Source organism: Variovorax dokdonensis (assembly GCF_030316895.1).
GTDB lineage: Bacteria > Pseudomonadota > Gammaproteobacteria > Burkholderiales > Burkholderiaceae_C > Variovorax > Variovorax dokdonensis.
The window spans coordinates 818,088-829,030 of the sequence record NZ_JASZYV010000003.1 but is presented as its reverse complement, the minus strand read 5'-3'; the positions used below and the strand labels follow the sequence as shown (position 1 = coordinate 829,030).

At 67.4% G+C, this 10,943-nt stretch carries 11 protein-coding genes and 1 riboswitch; of the genes, 3 read left to right on the top strand and 8 right to left on the bottom strand.

The genetic code is table 11. The features are described from left to right. Positions 1-7 precede the first annotated feature (7 nt). A complete protein-coding gene (locus QTH91_RS17520; RefSeq protein WP_286661378.1) occupies positions 8-1,240 on the top strand; it encodes an MFS transporter in 1,233 nt (410 codons plus the stop codon). 184 nt (positions 1,241-1,424) lie between these two features. Continuing rightward, complete coding sequence (locus QTH91_RS17515) at positions 1,425-1,646, top strand: hypothetical protein (RefSeq protein WP_286661377.1); 222 nt, start codon at positions 1,425-1,427, stop codon at positions 1,644-1,646. A gap of 31 nt (positions 1,647-1,677) precedes the next feature. Here QTH91_RS17515 and QTH91_RS17510 read toward each other — a convergent pair whose 3' ends face one another. The 6 genes from QTH91_RS17510 to QTH91_RS17485 form a co-directional block, all read right to left on the bottom strand. Continuing rightward, a complete protein-coding gene (locus QTH91_RS17510) occupies positions 1,678-2,235 on the bottom strand; it encodes a DUF924 family protein (RefSeq protein WP_286661376.1) in 558 nt (185 codons plus the stop codon). Between the two features lie 64 nt (positions 2,236-2,299). Continuing rightward, on the bottom strand, positions 2,300-2,809 hold the full coding sequence (locus tag QTH91_RS17505; protein ID WP_286661375.1) for a 6,7-dimethyl-8-ribityllumazine synthase: 510 nt from the start codon (positions 2,807-2,809) through the stop codon (positions 2,300-2,302). 108 nt (positions 2,810-2,917) lie between these two features. After that, positions 2,918-3,091, bottom strand: a riboswitch (FMN riboswitch). 97 nt (positions 3,092-3,188) lie between these two features. Then, a complete protein-coding gene (locus QTH91_RS17500) occupies positions 3,189-4,583 on the bottom strand; it encodes a threonine/serine exporter family protein (RefSeq protein ID WP_286661374.1) in 1,395 nt (464 codons plus the stop codon). Continuing rightward, positions 4,580-5,926 (bottom strand): TAXI family TRAP transporter solute-binding subunit, encoded by a 1,347-nt coding sequence (locus QTH91_RS17495; RefSeq protein WP_286661373.1) that lies wholly within the window; start codon positions 5,924-5,926, stop codon positions 4,580-4,582. Before QTH91_RS17495 ends, QTH91_RS17500 begins: the two co-directional genes overlap by 4 nt. Positions 5,927-5,952: 26 nt before the next feature. Further along, on the bottom strand, positions 5,953-6,984 hold the full coding sequence (locus QTH91_RS17490) for a P1 family peptidase (RefSeq protein WP_286661372.1): 1,032 nt from the start codon (positions 6,982-6,984) through the stop codon (positions 5,953-5,955). Between the two features lie 43 nt (positions 6,985-7,027). Then, positions 7,028-9,100 carry a heavy metal translocating P-type ATPase gene (locus tag QTH91_RS17485; protein ID WP_286661371.1) on the bottom strand — a complete coding sequence of 691 codons (2,073 nt, stop codon included), beginning with the start codon at positions 9,098-9,100 and terminating at the stop codon, positions 7,028-7,030. 66 nt (positions 9,101-9,166) lie between these two features. Between QTH91_RS17485 and QTH91_RS17480 the strand changes: the two genes are divergently transcribed. Further along, positions 9,167-9,640, top strand: coding sequence for a Cd(II)/Pb(II)-responsive transcriptional regulator (locus tag QTH91_RS17480; RefSeq protein WP_286661370.1), 474 nt, complete (start codon positions 9,167-9,169; stop codon positions 9,638-9,640). Positions 9,641-9,645: 5 nt separating this feature from the next. On the opposite strand, the gene QTH91_RS17475 is transcribed toward QTH91_RS17480, so the two are convergent. Continuing rightward, positions 9,646-9,936, bottom strand: a complete 291-nt coding sequence (locus tag QTH91_RS17475) for a hypothetical protein (protein WP_286661369.1) — start codon at positions 9,934-9,936, stop codon at positions 9,646-9,648. Further along, complete coding sequence (locus tag QTH91_RS17470) at positions 9,933-10,916, bottom strand: glycerophosphodiester phosphodiesterase (RefSeq protein ID WP_286661368.1); 984 nt, start codon at positions 10,914-10,916, stop codon at positions 9,933-9,935. Before QTH91_RS17470 ends, QTH91_RS17475 begins: the two co-directional genes overlap by 4 nt. Positions 10,917-10,943: the final 27 nt, after the last annotated feature.

The window sequence follows — 10,943 nt, the reverse complement described above, 5'->3', positions numbered from 1 at the left end:
GAACGCCATGACCGCCCCTGCCTCCGCATCTTCGCAACGCACCGTCGGCGCAGATGCACAGCTGATCGGACTGGTGGGCCTTGCCCACGCCATCAGCCATTTCAGCCAGCTCGTGCTGGCGCCGCTCTTTCCCTGGATCAAGGACGACTTCGGCCTGAGCTATACCCAGTTGGGCGCGGTGCTGACGGTGTTCTTCGTGGTCTCGTGCGTGGTGCAGGCCGCGTCGGGCTTCCTGGTGGATCGCATGGGACCGCGGCCTGTGCTCTTCGGCGGCCTGGCGCTGCTGGGGCTGTCCGGCTTTGTCTATGCCAGCGCGCAGGGCTACTGGATGCTCTTCCTCGGAGCGACGCTGGCCGGCATTGGCAACGGCGTGTTCCATCCGGTGGACTACACGCTCTTCAACCGCAAGGTGGCGCCGACCCGCCTGGGGCACGCCTACAGCGTGCACGGCATCACCGGTAGTCTGGGTTGGGCTCTGGCGCCGGCTTTCGTGGTTCCCTTGGCGCTGGCTTTTTCCTGGCGCGTTGCCATCGCGGCGGCGGGTGCCGTGGCGCTGGCCGTGATGCTCGTGCTTTGGCTCTGGCGCCACGTGCTCGAGTTGGACGTCAAGGACGTGCGCAAGGCCACCGGCGGCTCGCATGCCGGTGGCGAACTCGACTTCCTTCGCATTCCCGCCGTGTGGATGTGCTTCGGGTTCTTTTTCCTCTATGCGGTGGTCATCAGCGTGGTGCAGACTTTCGCTCCGACGGCGGCTTCGCACCTGCACGACGTGCCGGTGGCACTGATCGCGGTATGCCTGACAGCCTACATGGTGGCCAGCGCAGGCGGCATGCTGGTCGGCGGCTTCCTGGTCGCCGATGCTTCGCGCTGCGAGCGGATCGTGGCGATCGGATTCGGCCTGGCCGCGCTGATGGCGCTGGTGCTTGCCTTCGGCGATTTCAGAGCAGGGCTGGTGCCGGTGCTGTTCGGCGCCATGGGGTTCGCCAGCGGTCTGGCCGGCCCTTCACGCGACCTGATCGTCAAGCGGGCGACGCCTGCCAATGCATCGGGCCGCGTTTATGGCGTGGTGTATGCCGGACTGGACATTGGGCAGGCCCTGGCGCCGCTGATCTTCGGCACGCTGATGGACCACGGACAGTTCCGCAGCGTCATCCTCGGCCTGGCCGTGGTGCAGGCGGCGCTGATTGCCGGCGCCTTCAATGTGCAGAAGGCGCGGCGCACGACGTTGGTGAGTGCCTGAGGCGTGCGATTGGCAGTGCCTTTTTGCCCGAGGCGATCAGCCAGCCGTTTGACCTTTGATCAACATTTCCGCCCAAAGCGGGAATAGTGGGCAGCGTCTTACAAGCGCATACGCTTTTTAGCTGATGGATACCTGCAGACGATGTGGCTAATCTTGTCTCCAACGTTTTCCGTAGGGGGCAAAGATGCTCGACACACTGCAAAAATCCAAGATCCTGACGAAGGCCGGCTACACCGTTCCGGCACATCCCGGCGACGGTGCCGCGCAAGAAGCATGGACGCGGCAGATCGAGAATCTCTACGTCACCTATGTGGCGGCGCGCGCTGCTCGCAGCCTGCGTGAAGCTGAAGAGGCCCGCCAGATGGAACGTCTGCGAGCCCTGGCTTCGATGCGCGCCTACGCCTGATCGATCTCGAGCGGCATGAGGCGCTTGCGCCTCAGCCTGAAAAGCCGCCCTCGGCCAGAAAGCGCTGTTCTTCCGGCGTACTCTCGCGCCCCAATGCCGCATTGCGATGCGGAAAGCGACCGAAACGCCGAATGATGTCCCGGTGGTGCTCGGCGAATTTCAGGTTGTCGGTGGGAATCGTTCCGCACAGCGCCACGCAACGATCCAGATCCGACAGTTCTTCCGAATGCATGAAGGGCAGGTAGAAGAAGGCGCGCAGTTGCACGTCCTCGATCTGTCTGTCCAATCCTGATTCCACCGCATGACGCGCCACCTGGCGCGCCTTGCCATCCGTGGCGAACATGTGGCCGCTGCCGCGCCATGCGTTGCGGGGCAATTGATCCAGAAGCAGCACCAGCGCCAACGCGCCATTTGGCTCGTTCATCCACGCGTCGAGTTCGCCCCGCGCGGCCGCATGGTGGGCCGCCTCGAAGCGGGACTTGAAATCGGCGTCGAAGGCATCGTCCTTGCGGAACCATTTCTCCGGACCGGCTTGGCGCCAGAAATCGAGGATGGCCTGCGGGTCGCGCTGCGTTTGGGTGTCTGGCATCTGCCCATGATGCCACCGCATCCGGCGCCCCCGGGCAAAGCCGTGTCAGTGCCGACGCCAGTGCTCAGGCCGAGGCCAGTTCGCCCACCTGCCGCAGCGATGCCAGCGTGCCCACGCAGGCCTGCGCCACTTCGGTGCCCTTGATCGCAAAGTGCCGATGGAAGTACTTGCGATGCTCCACATGCTCGTGGAAATGGTGCGGCGTGAGCACGGCAGACAGCATCGGAACATCGCATTCAAGCTGCAGGCTCATGAGGCTGGACACGACGGTGTTGGCGACGAATTCATGGCGATAGATGCCGCCATCGACCACCAGCGCGCATCCGATGATGGCGGCGTAGCGGCCCGAGCGCGCCAGGCGCTTGGCATGCAGCGGAATCTCGAATGCCCCGGGGACTTCGATCAGGTCGATCAGGGATCTATCGACGCCCAGGCGCTGCATTTCTTCGAGGAATGCGTCGCGCGCCTGGTCGACGATGTCGCGATGCCAGAGCGCCTGGACGAAGGCGATTCGTTGGGGGCCGCCGTTGGCAGCCGGAATGGCGGAAAGGGGAAGGTCGTTGATCTGACTCATGGTGCACCTCAATGCATTGCAGGTTGGCCTGAATCAGGGCGCACGGAGCCAACGCACGGCAGACGCGCGCATGCCCCAGGGGGCCACGTGCGACGCCATGCGGCGGCTACGCGCTCTCTTTCATCCGGACTGTGACCGTCGGCCCCGGAATCCAACCGGGTCTGCTGACCCCGCACCTGCAGCCTTTGGGGACGAAGTGCGGGCGCTCGCGGGCTCGTGCTGCGACTTTCGCCGCCTGCCTTTACCGCCGGTGGGGAATTTCACCCCGCCCTGAGAACGCTTTTGCCGGCATGCATGAACGCGCGCCGGCCGGGCGATTGTGCCGTGCGCCCGGCGTGAGGTCTGTCGCTGCCCGGACAAAGACCCTTCGGCGCGACCGTCAACGTCGAAGGCGCAGGTAGCGCAGCATCAGGTTGGCCATGTTCCCGGCGCGCACGAACACCGGGTCGAACAGCAGGTTGTACAAGGCCGTGCCCACCACGGTGCCCAGGCCGATGGCGACGATGGAAAAGAGCGTCGTCACGAAGTTCTCGAGCCCCGCCAGCTTGTTGTCGCTGGCCAGTTCGGCCATGCCGATGAGCCCCAGCGACCCTGGGACCAGGATCCACAACGCGGGCGTGAAAGTGACCGTGGCCGGCGGCCCGCCGAGTCGATACTGCACCGCGTACGACGCGGGCGTGATCAGCACCGCGGCGATGAAGCCGCTCATGTAGCCCCCGAACACGGCATTGCCCAGCATCTGCCCGGCCTGGGCGATCAGCAGCACCAGCACCATCCAGGGCAGGGCGCGTGGCGTGGCCGAGTAGTGCAGCCAATGTCCGACACCGAACAGCACGGCGGCCAGCCAGGGCGCCCAGGCGCGGACGTAGCTGTCCGTCGCGGGCTTGAGCAGGTCGTTGGCGGGCAGGCCCACCAGCGAAGCCGCGGCCAGCATGCCCAGGATGAGGAACACCAGTTGCAGCAGCCCTGAAATGAATCGGGTGGCGCCGGAAACCATGTCGCCGTAGGCGAGTTCGACCGTCGCGATGGCCAGCATGCCGCCGGGAAGAAAGGTCAGCAGCGACGCGATCAAGACGTACGTGGGGCTGGCCTGCAGCCCGTGCTGTGCCCCGAGCAGGGACACCAGCACCACCACGAAGGCCGAGAAGGTCGGCAGCAGGGTGGTCAGGATGCTGCGCTGGCGCGCCACCAGTCGCAGGCCGCCCACCAGCAGTCCGAAGAAAGCGACGACCCCCACCAGGTCGATCGACGGCTGCAGCACCAGCGCAATGCCCACGGTGGCCAGCACGTGGCCCAGCAGGTCCCATTGCCAGCGATAGCGCGGCGGCATGGCGAGGATGGCGTTGATGCGGCGCAACCCCTCGGTGGGGTCCAGCGGTGCGCGCTCGGCATCGCGGGCCAGTTCGAAGGTGGCCTCGATCTGGTCGAAGCGCAGCACCAGTCCCTGCTCGGCGGTGAATTCGATTTGCAGGACGTCGTCTTCCTCGGCGAAGTTGACGAAGAGCACGGTCGGCAGGGCCAGCGCGTTGAACTGCGCGATCTGATGCACAGAGGCCACGCGCTGCAGCGTGGTCTCGACCAGACGCACGGGCGAGCCGGTGGCCAGCAGCAGATGGCCCAGCCGCAACAGGAATCGCAGCAAGCGCCTTCGTTCGCGCGAGATGCGTTCTCGCTCGCCCTCGCTGAGCAGGATGGCCTCGTCCGCCCGGACGTCGCCCGCCGCAGCAGCCGGCATGGCGCCTTGGCCGGCGGCAGGCGCTCCGTCTTCGGTCATGTTCCGGGCGTGGTGCGCGCCCGCAAGCGCAGGCGCACGGCGTGGATGTGCCCGCGCAGCTCGTAGAGCTCGTTGGCATAGGACAGTGGCACGGTGACCTTGTTCACATGCTCCTCCAACGTATCCAGCTCGGCCAGCAGTGGCGCGCCTGGCTCGGCGGCGTCGTCCGCACGCTGCTCGATGTCGCGCAGTCGTGCATACCAGCGGAACACCCGCGAGCGTACCCGGAACTGGTAGAGCGGCGGCACCACGCGCGACAGCGGCAGCATCAGCACCAGCAAACCGCCGATCACCAGCCACATGCGCTCGAACAGATTGCTCGCCCAGAAGGGCAGGTAGCGTTGCCAGAAGGGCGGCGTGCCGTTGATGGCGCGATCACCTTCGGGGCTGACGGGCAGTTCGCTGGTGCGCGTGTTGGGAAAGTCGCGCGCCCGGTTGAACCAGCCGCCGGCACTGTGGATGGTCTGCGCGCTTTGGGCGAACAACTGGCGCAAGGCCGGATGGGTCTTTTCGCGTGACAGCAGCGACGTGGTGGTGGCCAGCAGCGTTACGTCGTGCGGCGGCAGGTCGGCTGCAAGATCGACCACGCCGCGCGGCAGGGTCACGGCCGAAAGATAGGCAAAGCGCCGTACGTAGGCTTCGGCTTGCTGCATGTCCATCAGCGTGACGTCGGTGCTGCGCAGCAACTGCTGCACCAGGCGGGACTGCGGGGCCGATGCGAGCACCACGGCGTCGAGCATGCCGCCGAGCAGGGCTTCGACCGCTGGCGCCGGCTCCAGGTGAGACAGCGTCATCGCCGACGGGTCGAGCTGGTTGGCGCGCAGCAACTGGTCCACGATTTCAGGCACGCCGCTGCCGGGCTTGTCGACGTTCAGGCGCAAGCCCTTGATCTGCGCGAGCGCGCCGGGCTCCTCGCCCTTTCGCAGGACGCGCTTCAAGGCATCCTTGCGCACGAAGATCCACAGCGGCTCGTAGAACAGGGCACCGAGCGAGAGCAGGCCGGCCTCCTCGTCGGCCTGCGGATCGGCGCTGCCACCGCGCACGAAGGCCACATCGGCCTCGCCGCTTCGCAGCAGCGCGAGGTTGTCGAGCGAGCCATCGGTGCTCTTCTGGATGACTTCGATGCCGTTGGCCCCCAGAGCCTGCGCGTAGCGATGGCCGAAGTTGGCATAGGCGCTGTCGGCCGGTCCGGTGGCCAACGTGACTTTCGTGGGCGGCTGCGGATCGAGCCACCAGTAGGCCAGCACCAGCAAGCCGCAAACCAGCAGCAATACGGGGCCGGCCGATACCAGCAGGTCGCGCAACGAAAGCAGGACAAGGCGCAGCGTCTTGGGCATCACCACGGTTCGCAAATCGGGTGGGACGGCGCTCAGCCGAGGTCCGCGGCCGCGGGGAAGCGAAGCCGCGCGCCGTCGGGTGCCGTCGCTTCCAGCGTGCGCGCCGCCTGCACCGCGCGCAGCGTGGCGCGAGCCACGACCTCGGCGGCCAGCGCGCCCAGAACGGTCATGCCGGGCGTGTTTTCGTCAAGCGTCACCTGCCCGGTGGCCAGCGCGAACAGCGTGTCGCCGTCGCTCATGGTGTGCACCGGGTTGATGGCGCGCGCCAGACCGTCGTGGGCCACCGAAGCCAGGCGGTTGGCCTGCACCTTGGTGAGCCGCGCGTCGGTCGCGACGACACCCAGCGTGGTGTTGGTGCCGGCCAGGAGCGGCCTCGGAAGATCGCCGCGCAGCAGCGCGCGTCGCGTGTCGAGCAGCGAGCGGCCATCGGCGGTGCGTGCGCCGGCCACCACCCGCGCGGTGTCCGGATCGATCACGTCGCCCAGCGCATTGCAGGCGATGAGCGCGCCGATGGTGATGCCGCCGACCTTGACCGACGCCGTACCGATGCCGCCCTTCATCGCGCGGTCGATGCCGAAGAGCTTGCCCACGAGCGCTCCGCTGCCTGCGCCCACATTGCCTTCGGCAGGCGGCTGGCTGCTGGCGGCCTGGCAGGCGGCAAAGCCGGCAGCGGCGTCGGGCCGGATGCGCGCATCACCCGCGGGCAGGTCGAACAGCACCGCGGCGGGGACGATGGGCAGACGGCCGTAGCGCACATCCATGCCGACGCCTTGTTCTTCGAGAAATCGGACGACGCCGTCGGCCGCGGCCAGACCCCAGGCGCTGCCACCGGCGAGCATGACGGCATGGACCTGTTGCACGAGGTTGCCGTCGTCGAGCAGGTCGGTCTCGCGCGTGCCGGGTGCGGCGCCCCGCACATCGACGCCCGCCACCGCGCCTTCGCGCGCCAGGATCACGGTGCAACCGGTCGGGCGGCGCGTGTCGCTGAAGTGGCCGACCTCGATGCCGGCAACGTCGGTGATGGCGCCTGCACCGGCGTCACGGGAACTTGGAGCACTGGACATGGCGGCGCATTATGCGGGCCGCACGCGCCATGCGCCCCAGGTGTCAGCGCTCGCCCATGCGCAGCAGGCGAAGTCCGTTGGCGATCACCAGCAGGCTTGCGCCCACATCGGCGAAAACCGCCATCCACAGCGTGGCGCTGCCGGCAACGGCCAGGACCATGAACACCGCCTTGATGCCCAGCGCGATGACGATGTTCTGCCAGAGCACCGCATGCGTGCGGCGCGACAGGGCCACGGTCTCGGGCAGTCGGCGCAGGTCGTCGTTCATGATGACCACGTCGGCGGTCTCCATGGCGATGTCCGTGCCGGCGCGGCCCATTGCGAAGCCCAGCCTGGCTTGAGCCAATGCGGGCGCGTCGTTGATGCCGTCACCGGTCATGCCGGTGGGGCCGTGCCTGGCCTGCAATTCGAGCAGCGCTTGCTGCTTTTCCTCGGGAAGCAGGTTGCCTCGAACCTCCTGGATGCCGGCTTGCGCGGCGACGGCGGTGGCGGTGGTCTGGTTGTCGCCACTGAGCATCACGGGTGTGACGCCCAGCGCTTGCAGCGCCGCGACGGCTTCCTGAGCGTGGGGCTTGAGCGTGTCGGCCACCGCGAAGATGCCGATCACGCCGCTTTCGTCGGCCAGCAGGCTCACGCTGCGGCCTTGCTGCTCCTGTTCGGCCAGCAGGGCTTCGAGTTCGGGTCCGCATTGGCCGCGTTCCTCGATCAGGCGGTGATTGCCCAGCGCCAATGCGCGGCCCTGAACGCGCCCTTCGGTGCCGCGGCCGGGCAATGCGCGGAAGCTCTCGACGTCCGGCAGTTCGCCGGCGGGCTGCAGTCCCGCCAGGATGGCCTTGGAGACCGGATGGTCCGAGCGAGTCGTGAGCGCCGCAGCCGCCCGTTCAACCTGTTGTGCGTCCGCGCCGGCCCAGGCCTGCCAGTGGACCAGCGAAGGCTTGCCTTCGGTGAGGGTGCCCGTCTTGTCCAGCGCAATGGCCTTCAGCGTGCGCGCGGCCTCCAGGTGCACGCCGCCCTTGATCAGGATGCCGCGGCGTGCGGCCGAGGTGAGCGCGCTCACCACCGTCACCGGCGTGGCCAGGACCAGTGCGCAAGGGCAGGCGATCACCAGCAGCACCAGCGCGCGGTAGATGGCATCGAGCCAGGTCCAGCCGAACGCGAGCGGCATCACCAGTACCAGAGCTACCGCCAGGGCGAACACCGCCGGTGTGTAGACGGCGGCAAAGCGATCGACCATGCGCTGGGTGGGCGAACGCGAACCTTGGGCCTGCTCCACCGCGTGAATGATGCGGTCGAGTGTCGTGCTGCCAGCCGAGGCGGTGACGGTGAACTGCAGTTCTCCGCTCTGGTTGATGGTGCCCGCGAAGACCTTGTCGCCCACGCCCTTGTCCACCGGAATGCTCTCGCCAGTGATCGGCGACTGGTCGATGGCGCCGTGACCGAGCACCACTTCGCCGTCGAAGGGCAGTCGCTCGCCGGGGCGCACGCGCACTCGGGCGCTCATGGGGACTTCGCTGCTGGGGCCGCGTTCCCAGCGCCCATCCGCGCGCTGCCATTCAGCCTCTTGCGGGGCCAGGGCCATGAGTCCGGCAATGGCGTTGCGCGCCCGATCGGCCGCGCGGTGCTCGATGAGTTCGGCCAGCGCGTAGAGCGCCATCACCATCGCCGCCTCGGGCCACTGGCCAATGACGAAGGCGCCAGTCACGGCCACTGACATGAGCGTGTCGATACCCAGCTTGCCGCGGCGCAGCGATCGAAGTCCGCTGACGTAGATGCCCAGGCCGGCCAGCACGATGGCGACGGCCGCCACGACCATGCCGGCGATCTCCCAGGGTAGGCGGTCTGCGGCGAACCAATTGATGCCTTCGGCGCCGAGTGCGAGGCACAGCGCCGCGATCAGTCGCGCGGTGCTGGGCAGGGGACCGTGGTCGTGCCCGGCCTCTTCGGTTTGCGCATGGTTGCCATCCGCGCGCCCGTGATCATGGCCATCGGCGTGCGCATGCGTTGGCGCGGACGAACACGACGCTGAACCGCAGCAGTCGATCTTGATGCGCGGCGCGCCCATGGGCGGTTGGCTGCCCTGTGCGGCGGCCGCTTGGGTATTGAGGTTTCTCTCCATGACAAGGCTTCTTCTGGTTAGGTTGTGCCACCATTGAAAAGCCTAAAGTCCCTTGAAGGTCAAGCCATGAATGCATCGAAACCGCACGCCGTGCAGGATTACCGCATCGGCCAGGCGGCGGCGCGCAGCGGCGTCAGCGCAGCCAACATCCGCTATTACGAGGCCCAGGGCCTGATCGCGCCGGCAGAGCGCAGCGAAAGCAGCTATCGCCTCTATTCGGAGGCTGACGTGCACCAACTGCGCTTCATCCGTCTGTGCCGGGCGATGGACATGTCTCTGGACGAAGTACGCACGCTGTTGGCGCTCGACCTGCGCAGCAAGGCCGACTGCGAAGCCGCCTGCGTGACGCTGGACGAGCATCTTTCGCATGTTCGCCAGCGATTGGAGGAACTGCGGGCACTCGAGGCCGATCTGGTCGCGCTGCGCAACGGTTGCGACGGCAATGGACCGCATTGCCGGATCATCGAGGCGCTGCACCGGCGCGCAGACGTGCAGCCATTGGAGCCGCTGGGCGCGAGCCCCGCGCACCGCCATGTCTGAGTCGCTCAGTCGGCCGGCCCCATTCGCGCGTGGGCGTGATCCAGCCAGCCCTGCAGGCCGTCCAGCAGGTCCTTTTGGCTGAAGGAGCAGCTCTCCTCGGAAAACAGCACGCTGGCATTCAGGCGATCGAGCAGATCGTCGAGCACGGTCTGGAACCGCGGTGGCAGGGCAGCGAGCAGGTCGCGCGCGTCGTTCGCGCAGGCCGACAGGGCATCGATCGAGCCATGGCCGGAGCGCAGATCCTGGAGCGCGTCTTGAATGCGCTGCCATTGCTGTTGATGGGCAGACGCGCTCATGGTTTGACCTGCTCCGGCAATGGCATGCCGCGCGATTGCATGACCTTGCGCAGGCGATCGGGATAGTCGGTGATGATGCCGTCCACCCCCATGTCGAGCAGTTGTGTCATTTCGGAAGGCTGATTCACGGTCCAGGGCAGCACCAGGAGCCCGAGCGCGTGGGCTTCCTTCACCTGATCGGCCGTCAGGTCCTTGAAGGCCGGCGACCAGATGACTGGCGCCGTGGGCGAGCCACCGGCCGCGGCCTTGACCAGGCGCGCCGGTGAGGCATGCTCGGCCAGAGCGAGCCCGGCGGTCCACCGCGGATCGGACAGCGTGCGCGGGCTGCTGAGATAGGCGCGCGCCATCTTCGGAGCGCGTTCACCCACCCGGGCCAGCGTGCGCCAGTCGAAGCTCTGGACGGTCGTGCGCGACGCCACGCCCGCGCGGTCGATCTCGGCCAGCAAGGCGTCGACCATGGCTTCGGGCGGTGCGGTGTCGCCCGGGCGAGCGGGGTCGATCTTGGTCTCGATGTTGAAGCGCACATGCGTGGCGCCCAGGCGCTTCATTTCGGCAAACAGTGCTGCCAGCGTTGGAATGTGCTGGCCGTCGGCCGGCCGTTGCTCTGGGAACTGGCGGCCATAGGCCGAGTCGGGCTGCAGACGACCGATGTCGTAGCCCTGAAGCTGCGCGGCGGTCAGATCGTGGATCAGCGGGCCGCGCTGGGAAAGCCACTGGCCCTGCGCGTCGCGCGTGTGTTCGGGGTTGAGCGCAAGGTCGTGCGAGATGACCACCTGAGCGTCGGCACTGAGGCCGACGTCGAGCTCCAGGGTATCGACGCCCAGCGCGACGGCATTGGCGAAGGCTGCCAGCGTGTTCTCGGGCGCCAGGCCTCGGCCGCCGCGGTGCGCCTGCAGATCGAAAGCATGGGCCGCGCTGGCAGCCAGCGCCGCCAGCGTGCAGACGGCGACGCGAAAGGTGGGGATGAAGCGTAGGAACATGGCCGCGCAGCTTGCCACAAGCGCAAG

What these genes read in the sequence shown, in the direction of transcription:
- QTH91_RS17520 (WP_286661378.1), top strand. Translation starts at nt 8, where the DNA reads ATGACCGCCCCTGCCTCCGCATCTTCGCAACGCACCGTCGGCGCAGAT.
- QTH91_RS17515 (WP_286661377.1), top strand. Translation starts at nt 1,425, where the DNA reads ATGCTCGACACACTGCAAAAATCCAAGATCCTGACGAAGGCCGGCTAC.
- QTH91_RS17510 (WP_286661376.1), bottom strand. Translation starts at nt 2,235, where the DNA reads ATGCCAGACACCCAAACGCAGCGCGACCCGCAGGCCATCCTCGATTTC.
- QTH91_RS17505 (WP_286661375.1), bottom strand. Translation starts at nt 2,809, where the DNA reads ATGAGTCAGATCAACGACCTTCCCCTTTCCGCCATTCCGGCTGCCAAC.
- QTH91_RS17500 (WP_286661374.1), bottom strand. Translation starts at nt 4,583, where the DNA reads ATGACCGAAGACGGAGCGCCTGCCGCCGGCCAAGGCGCCATGCCGGCT.
- QTH91_RS17490 (WP_286661372.1), bottom strand. Translation starts at nt 6,984, where the DNA reads ATGTCCAGTGCTCCAAGTTCCCGTGACGCCGGTGCAGGCGCCATCACC.
- QTH91_RS17485 (WP_286661371.1), bottom strand. Translation starts at nt 9,100, where the DNA reads ATGGAGAGAAACCTCAATACCCAAGCGGCCGCCGCACAGGGCAGCCAA.
- QTH91_RS17480 (WP_286661370.1), top strand. Translation starts at nt 9,167, where the DNA reads ATGAATGCATCGAAACCGCACGCCGTGCAGGATTACCGCATCGGCCAG.
- QTH91_RS17475 (WP_286661369.1), bottom strand. Translation starts at nt 9,936, where the DNA reads ATGAGCGCGTCTGCCCATCAACAGCAATGGCAGCGCATTCAAGACGCG.
- QTH91_RS17470 (WP_286661368.1), bottom strand. Translation starts at nt 10,916, where the DNA reads ATGTTCCTACGCTTCATCCCCACCTTTCGCGTCGCCGTCTGCACGCTG.